Origin of the sequence: Staphylococcus simulans (assembly GCF_002902285.1) — a bacterium.
Taxonomy (GTDB): domain Bacteria; phylum Bacillota; class Bacilli; order Staphylococcales; family Staphylococcaceae; genus Staphylococcus; species Staphylococcus simulans.
This window is the reverse complement of record NZ_PPRU01000011.1, coordinates 39,638-56,517: the sequence shown is the minus strand read 5'-3', so window position 1 is coordinate 56,517 and position 16,880 is coordinate 39,638. Positions and strand designations below refer to the sequence as shown.

Below are 16,880 nucleotides of genomic sequence, written 5' to 3'. Positions count from 1 at the left end.
TGAATTATACCACACAAATACGTTTCTTTCGATATATGGCGGTTAAACAAACATAATTCATCTATATTATAGAAAGAATCAATAGAAGTTCTGTCTATAAAAATGTTAACCGTGTTATAATATGCCTAATACAGAAAGTGGAAGGAGTTATTATGGCTTTAAAAGATAACGATATTATCGGTACAATTGAATTTCTCAAAGTAGTCGGTTTGAATGGTTCAACATACCAATTAGCAGGCCCAAATGGCGAAGAAGTGAAACTCAATCAATCAGAAGTAAATGAAGAGGATGACCTGGAAATAGGTGAAGAATATAGTTTCTTTATTTACCCAAACCGTTCTGGCGAATTATTTGCGACTCAAAACATGCCAGACATCACAACAACCAAATATGACTATGTTAAAGTACTAAAAACAGATCGCGATGGTGCGAAAGTAGATGCAGGACTTCCTCGTGAAGTTTTAATCCCATGGGAAGATTTACCAAAAGTTAAATCATTATGGCCGCAAAACGGCGATGAAGTGCTTGCGACATTAAGAATCGATAGTGAGAGACAAATGTTTGCACGTCTCGCTTCAGAAACGATTGTCAGTCAAATGTACACACCTGTACATGATGATTCACTTCAAAACAATATTATCGAAGCACGTGCCTATCGTGTATTAAAGATTGGAAGTTTCTTACTATCTAAAGATGGTTATAAAATCTTTGTACATGAAAGCGAAAGAAAATCAGAACCTAGACTAGGGGAAGCAGTCAATGTGAGAATTATTGGTCATAATGAAAAAGGCGAGTTGAATGGTTCATTCTTACCATTGGCTCATGAACGTCTTGATGATGATGGCCAAGTGATTTTTGATTTACTTGTAGAATATGATGGAGAACTGCCGTTTTGGGATAAATCAAGTCCAGAAGCAATCAAAGAAGTGTTCAATATGAGTAAAGGGTCATTCAAACGTGCAATCGGTCATTTATATAAGAAGAAAATCATTAACATTGAAACAGGCAAAATCAGCTTAACCAAAAAAGGGGAAGCGATTGCTGAATCAGAAAACCAATCTTAATAATATGAAAAACATTGAAACTAGGGTGCACTGCATCCTAGTTTTTTCTATTTTTTGTAATCTCACTGTAAAATAAGCACCTAAAAGAGCGATTTTTACATTCAAAATCAAAGCCACGCAATTTATTTCTCCTTTTTTCAAATTTTTTTACAGAAATTTTCAATCTAATTTCCATTGAGCAATTATGAAGGGCATATTAACGAAATATTAAAACGTTGATATGACGCGGTTTATTATGCATTTGTAAACTTTGTAAAGATTGTAAATTTAATCTGATTTCTCATTCACTGTATATTTACAATTCCTCTATTTGTAATTAACAATCCGTCTGTAATATAGGTGTTGAAAGTAATTACATACAGCTTGAGCAAACAAAAAAATCATAACGCTCAAATGTTTATTTTAGGAGGATTTCTTATCATGAAAAAATGGCAAGTTTTAGGAACTACAGTAATTGGTGCTTCATTATTATTAGGCGCATGTGGAAACAGCGGCGGCGGTAGCAGCGACAGCGGAGATAGCAAGGATAAAGAAGTCAAAGGCGAAGTTAAAGGTGACGGTTCTTCAACTGTAGGACCAATTATTGAAATTTTAAATGAGAAATTTGCTCAAAAATATCCGAACGTTACGGTTTCATCAGGTACTTCTGGTACAGGTGGCGGTTTTGAAAAATTCATCAATAACGAAACTGATTTCTCAAACGCTTCACGTCCAATCAAAGATGAAGAGAAAAAGAAATTAGAAGAAAAAGGCATCAAATACTCTGAATGGAAGATCGCTAAAGACGGTGTAACAATCGCAGTCAACAAAGACAACGATTTCGTTAAAGAGTTAACAGTTGATGAATTGAAAAAAATCTACTCTGGTCAAGCTAAAACTTGGAAAGATGTTAACCCTAAATTCCCAGCTAAAGAAATCAAAGCATTCTCACCAGACCAATCACATGGTACTTACGATTTCTTCAGTGAAGAAGTTATGAACAAAGAAGATATCAAAGCTGAGAAAAACGCAGATACAAACGTTATCGTACAATCAGTTAAAAATAACAAAAACGGTGTAGGTTACTTTGGTTACAACTTCTACGAGCAAAACAAAGATTCATTAAAAGAAGTTAAAATCAAAGGTAAAGACGGTAAAGCAATCGAACCAACTAAGAAATCTATCCAAGATGGTTCTTACGCATTAAGCCGTGACTTATATGTATACACTAACGACAAAAAACTTAAAGACAATAAAGGTCTTAACACATTCATCAAATTTATCTTAGAAGATAAAGGTAAATCAGCAGAAAAAGCTGGCTATGTAGCATTACCTGAAAAAGACTACAAAGATCAACTTAAAAAACTAGAAGATTCAACTAAATAATCACAGCAGTACTCAAGTTAAACTTCCATTATCAGTGAAACTTTCAACTTAAGTTTCGCATCTCATAAGCACTTGTCCACCCGAGCTGTGTCTCGGGTGCGCTTGTTTTAAGACTTATTCACACAATCAAATTGTTTAACACTTATTATTTTTCCAAGGGAAGGAAGAAGGGAATTATGAAATCTCAACACAACGTTAGAGAAATGATTGCTCATAACCAAAGAAACAAAAAAGGTGTCAGTGACAAACTTGTTCCTATTGTTCTAGCGGTTATCGCAGTGATATCGATTCTTACAACAATTGGTATCTTATTTACTCTATTAACAGAAACTATTACATTCTTCACACGTGTATCTATCGTAGAATTCTTGTTTACAAGAGAGTGGAACCCATTCTCTAGCGACCCGAAATACGGTATTTGGGCATTAATATTTGGTACGTTGAAAGTTACTGTCATTGCGACACTCTTTGCGGTACCTATCGGATTAGGCGCAGCGATTTATTTGAGCGAATATGCATCAGACAGAATGCGTAAAATTATTAAACCTGTACTTGAAATTTTAGCAGGGATCCCAACAATTGTGTTTGGTTTCTTCGCATTAACATTCGTAACACCAATGTTACGTAGTATCTTCCCTGAATTAGGAAGCTTCAACTCAATTTCACCAGGTTTAGTCGTAGGGGTTATGATCATCCCATTAATCACAAGTTTAAGTGAAGATGCGATGGCATCAGTACCGAACAAAATTCGTGAAGGTGCATTAGGATTAGGCGCAACAAAATTTGAAGTTGCGACAAAAGTTGTTTTACCAGCAGCCATTTCAGGGATTGTTGCTTCAATTGTTTTAGCAATCTCAAGAGCCATCGGTGAAACAATGATTGTATCTTTAGCAGCAGGTAGTACACCAGATGCAACATTTAATTTAACTGGTTCAATTCAGACTATGACAGGTTATATCGTACAAGTTGCAACAGGTGATGCAACATTCGGATCTGATACGTATTACAGTATTTACGCTGTAGGATTTACGCTTTTCCTTTTCACACTTGTAATGAATTTAATCTCTCAATGGATTGCAAAACGTTTCAGAGAGGAGTATTAAGATGGCGACTACAACAACTACAAACCAAAGTGGCAGCAGCAGAGCACTGGTTAACCAACAACAAGTTGAAAAGAAATTATCATCTCGTTTAACTAAAAACAAAGTGTTGAAGTGGGTATTCTTCGCTTGTACTTTAATCGGACTTATTGTGCTAGCAGCATTATTAATCGATACATTAATCAAAGGGGTTCCTTATTTAAAACCATCATTCTTTACGAACTTCTCATCTTCAATGCCTTCAATGGCAGGGATTAAAGGTGCATTAGTTGGTACATTATGGTTAATGATTACAATCATTCCTATCTCAATCATTTTAGGTGTAGGTACAGCGATTTATCTTGAAGAATATGCGAAAGATAATGCATTCACAAGTTTCGTTAAAATCAGTATTTCAAACTTAGCTGGTGTACCTTCAGTTGTATTCGGTTTATTAGGACTTACGATTTTCGTTCGTGGTATGGGAATTGAATCTTTATCACTAGGTAAATCAGTCATTGCAGCCGCTTTAACAATGTCATTACTGATTTTGCCAGTAATCATTGTATCAAGCCAAGAAGCAATTCGTGCTGTACCTAAATCAGTACGAGAAGCAAGTTATGGATTAGGCGGCAACAAATGGCAAACAATTTACAAAATTGTTTTACCAGCTGCATTACCTGGTATCTTAACAGGATTCATCTTATCGTTATCACGTGCATTAGGTGAAACAGCACCATTAATCTTAATCGGTATCCCAACAATCTTATTACGCTTACCAACTGGTATCTTCGATATGTTCCAAGCAATGCCGATTCAAATTTACAACTGGGCAAAAATGCCGCAAGAAGCATTCCAACATGTCGCATCAGCCGGCATCATCGTTTTACTTGTATTGTTGCTAGCGATGAATGGTTTAGCGATATTCTTAAGAAATAAATTCAGTAAAAAATACTAATTGATAAATTGAAGCTCACGAATAATAATTGATCAAAGGAGTTTTGACAGAATGGAAAAAGTTCAAGACAGAAAACAAGGACAAGACAAGGCAAAGCTAAATGAAGAGTTACAAAGCCACGCGTCAGAACGTACAATTAAAGTAGAATCATACTCTAATGAATCGTCTAAAATTGAAACAGATACAAACAAAGAAATTGTTTACTCAACTCAAAATTTAGACTTATGGTACGGTGAAAACCACGCATTAAAAAATATTAACTTAGATATTTTAGAAAACAATGTCACAGCGATTATCGGACCTTCAGGTTGCGGTAAATCAACGTATATCAAAACATTAAACAGAATGGTAGAACTTGTACCAAGTGTTAAAACAGCAGGTAAAATTCTTTACCGCGGCAACGATATTTTCAGCAATAAACAATCTGTTGAAAAATTACGTACAAACGTAGGTATGGTGTTCCAACAACCGAACCCATTCCCGAAATCAATTTATGATAACATCACATATGGTCCAAAAATCCACGGCATCAAAGACAAGAAAGTCTTAGATGAAATCGTTGAAAAATCATTACGCGGCGCAGCAATCTGGGATGAATTAAAAGACAGATTAAACCAAAACGCATATGGTTTATCAGGTGGACAGCAACAGCGTGTATGTATCGCTAGATGTTTAGCAATCGAACCTGATGTAATCTTAATGGATGAACCTACATCAGCACTTGACCCGATTTCAACATTAAAAGTTGAAGAATTGGTTCAAGAATTAAAACAAAAATATTCTATCATCATGGTAACGCATAACATGCAACAGGCAGCACGTATTTCAGACAAAACAGCATTCTTCTTAAATGGTTACGTAAACGAGTACGATGATACTGATAAGCTCTTCTCTAATCCTTCTGACAAACAAACAGAAGACTACATTTCAGGACGTTTCGGTTAATGACTGTTATCCGTCAGCATTATGAAGAGCAACTAAAAGACTTAATCAAAGATTTACGTGCTTTGGGAATTAAAGTCTACTTCAGTATCGAAAAAGCGGTTCAATCTTTAAATAAAGAAGATCGAAATTTCGCTCGCCAAATCATTAAAGGTGATTTGGATATTAACCAATTAGAAGATGAAATCAATGAAAAAGTTGTGATGTTAATCACAAAACAACAACCGATTGCGACAGATTTACGTATGATGATTGCTGCATTAAAAATCGCATCAGAATTTGAACGAATCGGTGATAATGCCGCAAGCATTGCGAAAATCCGTAAACGTGTAAAAATCACTGATCATTACATTTTAACGCGTTTAAAAACAATGGGTGATTTAGGGTTGCTTATGCTGAAAGATTTAGATACAGCATTTAAAAATAAAGACGTAACTTTAATTCTTGAAATTATCGAACGAGATAAAGATATTGACGATTTATATAAAGACATCGTAAATACAACTTATTTAATCGATAATGATCCATTTGTGGCAGGGCAAGCCCATTTAGCCGCAAGACATTTAGAACGTATGGGAGACCATATCGCAAATATCGCTGAAAATATTTACTACTATATTACTGGCGAAGCTTACGAATCAATGGTCTAAAAATATAAAAACAGGGAGAACACTCAATGCGAGCGTTCTCCCTGTTTTATTTGTGTAACTCAACAATATATAAAGCTTGATATGAACTTTTCTTATGATTGTTGGTTAATTTCTTCTGTTAATTCTTCAAGTTCATCTACAAGACTGCTGATATAACTGATTGTCTCACGAAGTGGGGCATCTGTTGTAATATCAATACCTGCTGTTTTTGCTAAGTCTACAGGTGATAAACTGCCGCCAGCTTTCAAGGTATTCAACCAATCTTCTACTGCAGGTTTTCCTTCGTTTTTAATACGTTGTGACATCACTGTACCAATTGTTAAACCAGCAGAATACGTATAAGAATAAAGCCCCATATAGTAGTGTGGTTGACGCATCCAAGTCAACTCTGCTCCTTCAGAAATTTCAACTGCATCACCAAAGAAGTCTTGATAAACTTTGCGTGTAATATCATTAAGTGTAGAGGCTGTTAATGTTTCACCTGCATCTACTAAGCGATAAACTTCTCTTTGATACGTTGCTTCTAATAAGTGCGTCACCATATTGTGATAGTATGTTCTTGAAATAATAGAACCGATTACCCAACGTTTAAATTTAGGGTCATTACTGCTTTCAAAGAGATAGTTCGACATTAACATTTCATTGGTAGTAGATGGTGCTTCTACAAAGTACATAGACGCTTCTGATTCTAAGAAGTTTTGATGACTTTGTGCAAGATTGAAATGACCTGCATGTCCTAATTCATGTGCTAATACAAAAGCTTCATTCATTTTACCAGTCCATGAAATAAAGACATAGCTATGAGAAGCATATGGACTTGCACAATAAGCACCTGTTTCTTTACCTTTATTTTGCGCAAAATCTATCCAACGATCATCATAAGCAGCTTGTACCATGTTCAAGTAGTCATCGCCTAAAATACCTAATGCATTATAGATATAGTTTTTAGAATCTTCAATTGAGATTTCTGGATCGTATGATGGATCAATAGAGACTTTCAAGTCTTCAAATTTCATATGGTCAAAACCATGTACTTTTTGAAGTAATTTCGCATATCGTTGCATGACAGGTGCTAATTCACTCATAATGACATCAATTTGACGGTCATACATTTCTCTTGTCACTTCTTGTTCTTCCAACAAGTAGTCAATGACTGAATCATAGCCTCTTAAATCCGCTTCAATTTTCTCTTGTTGTACATGCGTATTATAAATCGCAGCTGTCGTATGTTGATATTTACGTAAAGCTTCACTGAAATGTTTAAAACTTTTACGTCTGAATGTTGTATCAGGATTATCTTCATATTCATTTTCGAAAGTAGGGTAGTCTAATGGATATGTTTTACCATCTACTTCAAATGGCTCAAAATGAATATCCAACATTTTAGTGATACCGTACATATCATAAGCCGCACTAAATGTCGGTGATAAAGCTGCTAATGTTTTTTCCACCTCGAATGACAATTGGTGTGGTTTACGACGTTTCAATTGTTTTAAATAATGCGGATAAGGTGTATCAGCAATCAATTCGTCGATTTGCGCATCAGATAATGCGAGAATTTCTGACTCAACAAAAGCAAGTTGACTCGCAATTTTTCCGTATGATGTACTAAGTTTAGCACTCAATTTTTGACGATTTGGGTCAGTAGTATCTACGCTGTGATACATTTCCGCGTAATTACCTAAACGATCAATTTGAACTAATAAATCTACAAATCGAGGTAATGCTGCTTTCACTTGTTCTACTGAATCTAAATGATTTTCAAACGTCTTATTGAACGCAAGTGTATCACTTAATACTTCTTCTAATGTTTGATAAAATGCTTCATCACTTTCAAATAAATCCGATAAGTCCCATTTCTCTTGCTTAGGAATATCTTTTCTTAATGGTAATCCTTGGCTCATATAGAATTCCTCCTGCAATCTTAATAATTGTTATGAGTAAATTATACATCAAGCGATTCACGAAAGCATCTAGCACAAGCTTTGATTTATTTCATGTTTTAATCACTTTACTGTACAATATGTATAAAGCAAACGATTAAATTCTCATAGAAATGAGAGGAGTAAGTATATGACGATTTTTGATATGCCGAATTATTTATGGATTACGATTGTAGCAGTATTAATCGTAACTGTCTTTTTCGGACTCGCTTTAAGTAAATGGGTAGCACCTGCAGTATTAACATTTGTAGTACTGGGCGTGCTTGCATTCTTCTTGCCAAACTTTTTTGATATCACATATCAGCCATTATTAGGGTATGCTGCGTTTATGGCAATTATCAGTTTAATTGAAAGTTTCTTAGTCTGGTATTTCACACGCGACTTCAGACGTCGCCGTTTAGAAAAACGTCTTCAAAAAGAGCTGCATGAACATGAAGGCAGACGTTCACGCATACATGGATTCCGCAGAAATAAATAAATATATTTATAACAAACAAGGCTGTTTTCTAAGCAGTCTTGTTTTATTTTGTTTATACTATAGCGCCAACGCACTCTTCTTTTAAAATGAATATTTACGTATTATAATTAAACAATAATGCCTATAGATAGAAAGGAAGTGAACAGCATCTCAAAAGATGATGTTTAAACTTACATAACATAACTTTAACTGAGATGTCTTTCATGAAACGATTACTTACATCACTTGCTGCAGGTGCAGTCATACTTGCTGGATGCAGTAATAGCGGAGGTTCTTCATCAGCTGATGACCAATTAAAAGTCGAACTCCCTCTAAAAACGACAACACTTGCACCGTATGATACAGATGTTCCTGTTACAATTGGAGCGGCTGAAACATTATTTAAAACAACAACGAAAGGTGAAATTAAACCACACCTCGTTAAATCATACGACCAACCATCTGATGATACATTAACTTTCACCTTAAAAGATGGCATTAAATTCCAAAATGGACATGCCTTAACAGGACAAGCTGTCAAAGATAGCTTAGAACAAGGTTTGAAAAAAAGTGACCTGCTGAAAGCAACATTACCTATTGAATCTATTAAAGCTGAAGGCCAAAAAGTAACGATTAAGACTAAAGGTGCGTATCCAGAGTTGATTTCCGAACTTGCGAGTCCTTTTACCGCTATTTATGATACAAAATCCAAAACAGATATCAAACAAACACCTGTCGGCACAGGCCCATATGCCATTAAAGATTTCAAACGAACACAACAAATCAATTTAAGTCAAAATAAAGATTATTGGCATGGTGAACCAGAATTAAAATCTATGAAAGTTACCTTTAATGAAGATGGCAGTTCAAGAACAGAACATGTACTCTCTGGCCGTACGGATGTCACTACTAATGTACCTGTAGATAAAATCAACAGCGTCAAAAAATCAGATAAAGCAAAACTAGAAAATACTTCAGGTTTCAGAACATCACTATTACTTTACAACCACACAAGTCCTAAAATGACTAAAGACGTGCGAGAAGCATTAGATGCTGTGATTAATCGCCAACAAATCAGTGATAAAGTCGCTGATCATTATGCAGCACCAGCCAATGGTCCGTTCAATACAAAACTAGATTTTATTAAAGATAAAGCCATTCCGAAACAAGATATCTCTAAAGCCAAAGCACTAATGGAAAAAGCAGGCTATTCAGAGAAACATCCATTAAAATTGAATGTTTCATCTTATTCAGGCAGACCTGAACTGACTAAAATCTTACAAGTCATTCAATCTGATGCGAAAAAAGCACATATTCAAATTAAAATTCAAAACGTAGATGATATTGAAGGCTTCTTGAAAAACAAAAAAGATTGGGATGCCTCTATGTATAGTTTCGGTACGATTCCTAGAGGAGATACAGGTTACTTCTTTAATATGGCATATAAAAAAGATGGTGCAGTGAATAAGGGCGCTTATCATAATCACAAAGTAGATCAATTGATTGAACAATTGAATCATACTGTAGATAAAAATGAGCGTCATCACTTAACAAATGAAATATTAGAAGTATCAAAGCAAGATATTCCAAATAGTTATATCCTTTATAATGACCAAATCAATGCGATGAACCAAAAAGTCGAAAATGTTCAAACGACACCAGAAGGTATTTACCTGATTGATGAAAAGGTAGATAAACGAAAATGATAATTAAACACTTACTCTCTAGAATAGGACAAATGATCTTAGTATTATTTGTCCTTTCTACTATTACATTTATATTGATGAAACTTTCGCCTGGTGATCCAGTCAATAAAATGCTGCATTTAGATGTTGCGAATGTATCTCATGACAAAATTGAACAAGCCAGAGCACAATTAGGATTAAATCAACCGATAATTGTGCAGTGGTGGGAGTGGTTTACACATATCTTACGTTTGGACTTCGGCACGAGTATTCAAACACAAGAGCCAGTACTGAATGAACTATTATTCTTCACACCACCCACACTCACTATCGCATTTGGTACATTATTGATTACGTTGTTATTATCTTTAACACTTGGAACGTTAGCTGCTGTTTATTATCACACTTGGATTGATCGTACCATTCGTGTGTTAACTTCAGCTTTTGTTTCAATTCCTTCATTCTTTTTAGGAATGTTACTGATTTATTTCATAGCACAAAAATTAGAGCTATTACCAGCAGCTGGTATTGATACGCCTGCAGGTTATATTTTGCCTATTATCGCGTTAAGTATCGGTTTAAGTGCGTATCACATTCGCTTAATGCGTTCGACTTTAATTGATTTATATCGAAGCAGGGAAGTGAAAGCATCACGTGCACGTGGCATGTCAGAAAGTTATATTCTATTTAAAGACATCTTCAAACCTGCTTTGATACCCGTGATTTCTATTATCGGTATGTCTATTGGCGGTTTAATCGGAAGTACTGTTGTAATCGAGAATTTATTCGATATACCGGGTATCGGTTATTTCTTAGTTGAAAGCATTCGTTCGAGAGATTATCCTGTCGTTCAAGGCGCTGTATTAATGATAGGCGCCTTTGTGGTGATTGGAAATGCGATTGCGGATATCATTATCTTATTCTTAGACCCGACACAACGCTATAAACATTTGAAACCTAAATCTTTATGGTCACGCAGAAGAGAAGGGCGAGTGAAACAATGATGAAACTGACGAAACATAATATCATTTTTTATATTTTCGCTATCTATTTGCTTTTACTCATTCTTCTCCAATTTACAGTAACAAGTAACCAAGCATTAACGGTACATTTAAACGATACATTACAAACTCCAAGTCCACAACACTGGCTTGGGACTGATGATTATGGCAGAGATTTATTTGCGCGACTCGTGATAGGTGCACGTTATACACTTGCGATTACACTGCTAACAATTGCTTTAATCGTAATAATAGGTGTACCGCTAGGTTTGATTGCGGGTTATCGTAAAGGCATCTTAGACACCATTATTATGAGAATCATCGATATTGGTTTAGGTATCCCTGACTTTGTCTTAATGATTGCTTTTGCGAGTTTCTTTAAACCAAGTATTTGGAATTTAGTCATTGCCATTACAATCATTAACTGGATGACTTATACGAGAGTAACGCGTACGATTGTAAATACAGAGATGGACAAAAATTATATTAAACTAGCCCGTTATTTCCATGTGCCAGGCTATGTAATTATCTTTAAACACTTATTACCGCAAGTGCTTCCTTCATTAATCGTCTTGATGATTGTAGATATTGGTAAAATCATCCTATATATTTCATCACTTTCATTCTTAGGGTTAGGCGCACAACCACCTTCACCAGAATGGGGTGCTATGTTAGCGGCTGGTAGAGATTTCTTTACTGAACATCCGATTATGTTATTAGCACCTGCAACATTGATTTCCATTACTATTTTACTCTTTAATTTGGCAGGGGATGCATTGCGAGACCGTATCTCAGAAAGAAGGGATATTCATGACTAAAACCTTGATGCAATTGAATAATTTGAATATCACCGATCAACAGAAACGTCCCTTAATACAGCATTTAAACTTGTCTATTATAGAAGGTAAAGTGAATGTATTAATCGGTGAAAGTGGTTCAGGCAAAAGCTTAACCGCAAGTGCATTAATCGGTCAAACGCCTAGAGAATTAAAAGTATCTTATGATCAATTCTATTTTGAGAACCAACCCATTCAATCTATTAAACCATTATTAGGTAAACAAATTGGGTATATCTCACAAGATTATGCGCATAGTTTTAATAATCACACCCGTCTTGGCAAACAATTAAGTGCCATATATCGTACGCATTATGCTGTTTCTAAACAAGAAGCGTTAGAACATATTGAACGCGCCTTGAATTGGGTGAATTTAGACAGCAATAATATCTTATCTAAATATCGTTTCATGTTATCAGGTGGACAGTTAGAACGATTGTATATTGCGAGTGTTTTAATGTTAGAACCTGATTTAATTATTGCGGATGAACCTGTCGCATCGTTAGATGTATTAAATGGCCAACGTATTATGAAGCTGATTAAGCACTTAGCTGAAGCTCACAATACAACTTTACTGTTAATCACACATAACTTAACACATGTGATTCAATATGCGGATGAAATTAATGTTATTAAAGATGGAACCATCATTGAAAGTGGACCTATATCGCAATTTAAAGAAGGTAATATTGCTGGATATACAAAGCACTTGTTAAATGCGAGAAGTCGCTTAATACGAAAGGAAGATACGCATGATTAAAATTAAACATCTCAGTTTTGCGTATGACAAAGCAGATATTCTTCATAACATTAATCTCAATATTCAAAAGGGCGAATTAGTAGGGATTATCGGTGAATCAGGCTCTGGTAAAACGACATTAATGAACTTGATTCTAGGTGAATTAACGCCTGTTCAAGGCACAATAGATATTAATTCGCCTCGTATCTTGCCAATTTTTCAACAAGCGACACAGAGTTTCAATCCAAAGTTAACGATTAAAGCATCATTAATAGAACCTTTAAAATACTATGTGAATGCTGAACACTCATTTGACCAAGTTGTATTACCTTTAATGTCACAATTAGACTTAGATAGCCAACTCTTAACGCGTTATCCAGATCAAGTCAGTGGGGGGCAATTACAACGATTTAATGTATTAAGAACGGTTATGTTGCAGCCTGATGTTTTAATTTGCGATGAAATCACATCAAGTTTAGATGTTGTTGCTGAACAAAAATTAGTCGAAAAGCTTAAAGTCATCCATAATCAACAACAAACAACAATGATCATTATTTCTCATGATATAGCAATGTTAAATCAAATTGTTGAACGAATGATTGTCATTCAAAACGGTCAAATTGTAGATGATTTTAGAACTGAACAATTATTTGATGAATCACGGCACCCATATACTAAAGAACTCATAGCTGCTTATAACGAAAATTAAATTACTCATATAGTATCCAGGTACAAAAAGGTATCTGGATACTATTTATGTAATATCTTAGATTATGTAAACTAGAGATAGATCAGCTGATTCAATTAATGACCAATCCTTAATCAAAGCTTTTTACATACTTAAATCCATAACTTGCTATATGTACGAATTTACCTAAATTAAAATACATAAAAACAGCTTTTTTGGTTTAGAATTTGAGGAAGTTCAAACTAAAGCAAACAAAGGCTCAAACACAAGTTACAAATCATGACCAAGCAACATAAATATAACAACAAAATTATCAATACATACACAATAGAGTATAGGTAAAACCACTTCTTCTGCTCAATACATAACTTCCTATAATATATATTATGTAAACTAAAAGAACAAAAAGAATAGTTAGATACAGCTACCTCGCTTTTATGGTCATATTTACCATATATTCAGTTTTACTAACTTATGTTATTTTCTGCATACACTCATTAACTAACAAATCTATAATTCATTTTAAGCTGAACTGACTTATCTTAATTACCGTGGATCTTCATATTAATTTATTCAAACTACAAATCTAAGTTCAAATCACATATCTCATTATTATAAATCAGCTTAGTCATTTCTAATTGCTATTATGTAACGCCATTGGTATTTGTCTATCATATCTAATTCTCATTGCAGCTCAGAGCGTCTCTCAGCATCTTATTTTATAATAAATACCTTATTTACGTTCACATTATCCATCTTTGACATTACTTAAATCAATCCAGTTTAAATATCGTTAATCATGCCATTTTAATTATAACTACTTAGCGTCATCTGTGATTATCCGTAATGTTAATTCTCGATGCAATACAGAAGCTCTCTCAGCATTCAAATTTTCCAATAACTGCATTTATAATGCTTAAACACCAATATCTAAACATACTCAGTCAATCCTTATATGCAATGATTTTAAATACAATAACGTTAATTGGTTTACATAACATAAATATATTTAATTCTATCTTTTACAGCCATTTAGCTTTCCAAACAACTAAATCTCTTAATTTTTAGCTATTTATCGCTAAATAACTGTATACATTAATCACTTGATGCTAAAATCGATGAACGTTTTAACATGCTGGATCAAAAAATTGATGATAAATTTAATGCATTAGATGGTAGAATTGTTAAACTTGATACAAAGTTTGACGATTTCCAAAAAAGCTAAAATACTCAGTTCAATGGTTAATGACAACTATGCTCAGCATGATTCTAATAGTTTTTGGTGTATCAACTTACTTTATATAACATCTTTTTGTATTTTGAGGCTTATTTTAAGTCTTTTAATCCCCTGGTATTACTTATTTATAACTCCTCTCCTTATGCATTTATGTATATTTGCATACCTTCTTACCAATTTAAGTAAAGAGTATTCTATTTAACTTCACTTTAAACACCATTTAATTATACAATTTACTTCTTTTGTTGATTATCATCTTATTTTAACTGTTTATGAATTTTTTAACATGTAATTTTTCGTTAAAGGGTATATACTAATGTATATATTTCATGAAAGAGGTGTTAAAATTGTCTACTAATCACATTAGATGGTCAAGTTTAATCATCGGTTTATTATTCGCATTGATTGGAATTTTAAGCGTGAGCTTCCCTGTCGAAAACTTAACAGTCATCACTTGGTTATTCGGGATTTTCTTCATATTTAATGGTATTGCTGAATTATTCTTCAGACGTTTAACGAAAGCCTTTGTCGGCGTTTCTAGCGGCTGGTTAATGATACTTGGTATTCTTAATATTATTTTCGGTATTTTATTTATTGTTTTTACTAATGTAGGCCAAGTCGCAATTATTTATATGCTTGCATTTTGGTTTATCTTTTCATCTGCATTAGGTGTCTTTACTGTGACACCAGTAGAGCGTACGAATAAGGTATATCACTTTTTCTCATTACTCGTTAATATCATTGGTATTATCGCAGGTATCATTTTATTGTTCAATCCATTAATAGGTGCATTTTTAATCGCTTTCTTTGTTGGTTTCACTTTCCTTTTAATCGGTTTAAACTATGTCTTTGACGCATTTGCGCACTAATTAAATCAAAAAAACGTGCTTTCTTCAAAATTTGATGAGGAAAGCACGTTTTTTATTATGTTAGGTTGCTTCTTAAAAGCATTTATTTTTTTACTTTTTGACGGATGTTATTCAACGTATTGAAAATCCAATATTTCACTTTTTGAATTGGTTTATAGAAATCTCCGATTAATTCTTCAATTTGTACATTGAAGCCGCGTTTGAAGCGGTACACACCGTAGTCTTCACTATCTTCAGTGAAATCACCTGATAAACCATAGAAATTATAACGATCATAACCATGTTCGAAGCAATAGTTAATCATGAACCAATGCATCATATAAGGTCCCATGTATTGATTATATTTCTCTGAAGAACCACCAGAGAAGTAGTTCACTTCATAGGAATTTGCGAAATAAACGCCTGCAGCTAAATCTAAAATTGAACCATCTGTTTGACGCAATTCGCTCGCTTTCAGCAATTCTTTTTGGTCATGTTCAATTTGTTTATCCAACTCTGAGATTTTCTTCAATTGTTTATCAGATTTATTTTCTTTCGCCATCATTTGATCACGACGGCCTTCTTTATCATTTAATGACTCTTGTAGCGATGTGATGTACTCATCTAAATCAATATAAGCTAATGGGATTAATACTTTATCACCATAGTGCTCAATGAAGTTTTTGAAGTACTCATCTGTTTTTGAAACGAAACCAGCACGTTCTTCAGTTTCACGGTATAACTTGAAGAATTTATCTAGTTCGTCTTCACCTAAGAAACGAACTTTTACCCCATAATTAATTGACTTATTGATATTACGTTTACGTTGGCTATCAAATTGTTTTTTAAGAGAGGCTGGTGTTTCGTCTTTAAGATCTAAGACACCCATCCAACGCACTTGGCTTGAAGTGTCGTATTTTGTTGTGAAGCCATGGTGATGGTAACCGTGTGATTTAAATAAGTTCACAAGTGCATCGTTTTGTTCACGACTTGGAAATGGGTTTACGTCTTTATCATAAATTTGGTAAATCCAATATGGATCTAATTTCACATATAAGCAATTATGCTGACGTAAGTATTTCTCTAACTCACGTAAATAAAACTCTACAAGACCTAAATCGCTATAGTCCATCACCGGACCACGGTTTGAATAATAAACATAACTTCCCATTGTAGGAATTTTAGAGAATAAACTTGCTGCAATCACACGGTTGTCGATGTCTTTAATCCCTAATAATACAACTTCAAAACCGTCTGCTTCTCTTGTGCCGATATTTTCTTTCGTTTGAAAATAATGGCTTTCTAGCGATGGATTCTGCACAAAATTGTCATATTCTTTAACTGTCAACTCTGTAAATTTCATTTCTTTATTTCCCTTCTACCTTATG

At 34.2% G+C, this 16,880-nt stretch carries 15 protein-coding genes; 13 read left to right on the top strand and 2 right to left on the bottom strand.

Annotated features, from left to right (window positions below; translation table 11 throughout):
• Positions 1 to 152 precede the first annotated feature (152 nt).
• From cvfB to phoU, 6 genes are all read left to right on the top strand, one after another.
• Positions 153 to 1,064 (top strand): RNA-binding virulence regulatory protein CvfB, encoded by a 912-nt coding sequence (gene cvfB, locus CD112_RS02660; RefSeq protein ID WP_023015224.1) that lies wholly within the window; start codon positions 153 to 155, stop codon positions 1,062 to 1,064.
• Positions 1,065 to 1,484: 420 nt separating this feature from the next.
• Complete coding sequence (locus CD112_RS02655) at positions 1,485 to 2,429, top strand: phosphate ABC transporter substrate-binding protein PstS family protein (RefSeq protein WP_002480903.1); 945 nt, start codon at positions 1,485 to 1,487, stop codon at positions 2,427 to 2,429.
• A 176-nt stretch (positions 2,430 to 2,605) separates the two neighbouring features.
• Positions 2,606 to 3,532, top strand: coding sequence for a phosphate ABC transporter permease subunit PstC (gene pstC, locus CD112_RS02650; RefSeq protein WP_002480902.1), 927 nt, complete (start codon positions 2,606 to 2,608; stop codon positions 3,530 to 3,532).
• A gap of 1 nt (position 3,533) precedes the next feature.
• Positions 3,534 to 4,466 (top strand): phosphate ABC transporter permease PstA, encoded by a 933-nt coding sequence (pstA, locus tag CD112_RS02645; RefSeq protein ID WP_002480901.1) that lies wholly within the window; start codon positions 3,534 to 3,536, stop codon positions 4,464 to 4,466.
• A gap of 51 nt (positions 4,467 to 4,517) precedes the next feature.
• Entirely contained in the window at positions 4,518 to 5,411 is an 894-nt protein-coding gene (gene pstB / locus CD112_RS02640) for a phosphate ABC transporter ATP-binding protein PstB (protein ID WP_002480900.1), read from the top strand.
• Positions 5,411 to 6,058, top strand: a complete 648-nt coding sequence (gene phoU / locus CD112_RS02635) for a phosphate signaling complex protein PhoU (protein ID WP_002480899.1) — start codon at positions 5,411 to 5,413, stop codon at positions 6,056 to 6,058. Before pstB ends, phoU begins: the two co-directional genes overlap by 1 nt.
• Before the next feature lie 92 nt (positions 6,059 to 6,150).
• Here the strand turns inward: phoU and pepF are convergent, their stop codons facing one another.
• On the bottom strand, positions 6,151 to 7,962 hold the full coding sequence (gene pepF, locus CD112_RS02630; protein WP_103363802.1) for an oligoendopeptidase F: 1,812 nt from the start codon (positions 7,960 to 7,962) through the stop codon (positions 6,151 to 6,153).
• A gap of 169 nt (positions 7,963 to 8,131) precedes the next feature.
• On the opposite strand from pepF, the gene CD112_RS02625 reads away from it, so the two are divergent.
• The 7 genes from CD112_RS02625 (at position 8,132) to CD112_RS02595 (ending at position 15,513) form a co-directional block, all read left to right on the top strand.
• Positions 8,132 to 8,479, top strand: a complete 348-nt coding sequence (locus CD112_RS02625) for a hypothetical protein (protein ID WP_002480897.1) — start codon at positions 8,132 to 8,134, stop codon at positions 8,477 to 8,479.
• A 203-nt stretch (positions 8,480 to 8,682) separates the two neighbouring features.
• Complete coding sequence (gene nikA, locus CD112_RS02620; protein ID WP_060804271.1) at positions 8,683 to 10,164, top strand: nickel ABC transporter substrate-binding protein; 1,482 nt, start codon at positions 8,683 to 8,685, stop codon at positions 10,162 to 10,164.
• A complete protein-coding gene (nikB, locus tag CD112_RS02615) occupies positions 10,164 to 11,147 on the top strand; it encodes a nickel ABC transporter permease (protein WP_371099760.1) in 984 nt (327 codons plus the stop codon). The genes nikA and nikB overlap by 1 nt, the downstream gene beginning before the upstream one ends.
• The gene (nikC, locus tag CD112_RS02610; protein ID WP_103363801.1) at positions 11,144 to 11,962 is read left to right on the top strand and encodes a nickel transporter permease; all 819 of its coding nucleotides are present in this window, start codon (positions 11,144 to 11,146) and stop codon (positions 11,960 to 11,962) included. The genes nikB and nikC overlap by 4 nt, the downstream gene beginning before the upstream one ends.
• Entirely contained in the window at positions 11,955 to 12,740 is a 786-nt protein-coding gene (locus CD112_RS02605; RefSeq protein ID WP_103363800.1) for an ATP-binding cassette domain-containing protein, read from the top strand. Before nikC ends, CD112_RS02605 begins: the two co-directional genes overlap by 8 nt.
• Entirely contained in the window at positions 12,733 to 13,428 is a 696-nt protein-coding gene (locus CD112_RS02600; protein ID WP_103363799.1) for an ABC transporter ATP-binding protein, read from the top strand. Before CD112_RS02605 ends, CD112_RS02600 begins: the two co-directional genes overlap by 8 nt.
• A gap of 1,563 nt (positions 13,429 to 14,991) precedes the next feature.
• On the top strand, positions 14,992 to 15,513 hold the full coding sequence (locus CD112_RS02595) for an HdeD family acid-resistance protein (protein ID WP_002480891.1): 522 nt from the start codon (positions 14,992 to 14,994) through the stop codon (positions 15,511 to 15,513).
• 82 nt (positions 15,514 to 15,595) lie between these two features.
• Here CD112_RS02595 and CD112_RS02590 read toward each other — a convergent pair whose 3' ends face one another.
• Positions 15,596 to 16,855 (bottom strand): aminoacyltransferase, encoded by a 1,260-nt coding sequence (locus CD112_RS02590; protein WP_023015232.1) that lies wholly within the window; start codon positions 16,853 to 16,855, stop codon positions 15,596 to 15,598.
• Positions 16,856 to 16,880: the final 25 nt, after the last annotated feature.

What these genes read in the sequence shown, in the direction of transcription:
- cvfB (WP_023015224.1), top strand. Translation starts at nt 153, where the DNA reads ATGGCTTTAAAAGATAACGATATTATCGGTACAATTGAATTTCTCAAA.
- CD112_RS02655 (WP_002480903.1), top strand. Translation starts at nt 1,485, where the DNA reads ATGAAAAAATGGCAAGTTTTAGGAACTACAGTAATTGGTGCTTCATTA.
- pstC (WP_002480902.1), top strand. Translation starts at nt 2,606, where the DNA reads ATGAAATCTCAACACAACGTTAGAGAAATGATTGCTCATAACCAAAGA.
- pstA (WP_002480901.1), top strand. Translation starts at nt 3,534, where the DNA reads ATGGCGACTACAACAACTACAAACCAAAGTGGCAGCAGCAGAGCACTG.
- pstB (WP_002480900.1), top strand. Translation starts at nt 4,518, where the DNA reads ATGGAAAAAGTTCAAGACAGAAAACAAGGACAAGACAAGGCAAAGCTA.
- phoU (WP_002480899.1), top strand. Translation starts at nt 5,411, where the DNA reads ATGACTGTTATCCGTCAGCATTATGAAGAGCAACTAAAAGACTTAATC.
- pepF (WP_103363802.1), bottom strand. Translation starts at nt 7,962, where the DNA reads ATGAGCCAAGGATTACCATTAAGAAAAGATATTCCTAAGCAAGAGAAA.
- CD112_RS02625 (WP_002480897.1), top strand. Translation starts at nt 8,132, where the DNA reads ATGACGATTTTTGATATGCCGAATTATTTATGGATTACGATTGTAGCA.
- nikA (WP_060804271.1), top strand. Translation starts at nt 8,683, where the DNA reads ATGAAACGATTACTTACATCACTTGCTGCAGGTGCAGTCATACTTGCT.
- nikC (WP_103363801.1), top strand. Translation starts at nt 11,144, where the DNA reads ATGATGAAACTGACGAAACATAATATCATTTTTTATATTTTCGCTATC.
- CD112_RS02605 (WP_103363800.1), top strand. Translation starts at nt 11,955, where the DNA reads ATGACTAAAACCTTGATGCAATTGAATAATTTGAATATCACCGATCAA.
- CD112_RS02600 (WP_103363799.1), top strand. Translation starts at nt 12,733, where the DNA reads ATGATTAAAATTAAACATCTCAGTTTTGCGTATGACAAAGCAGATATT.
- CD112_RS02590 (WP_023015232.1), bottom strand. Translation starts at nt 16,855, where the DNA reads ATGAAATTTACAGAGTTGACAGTTAAAGAATATGACAATTTTGTGCAG.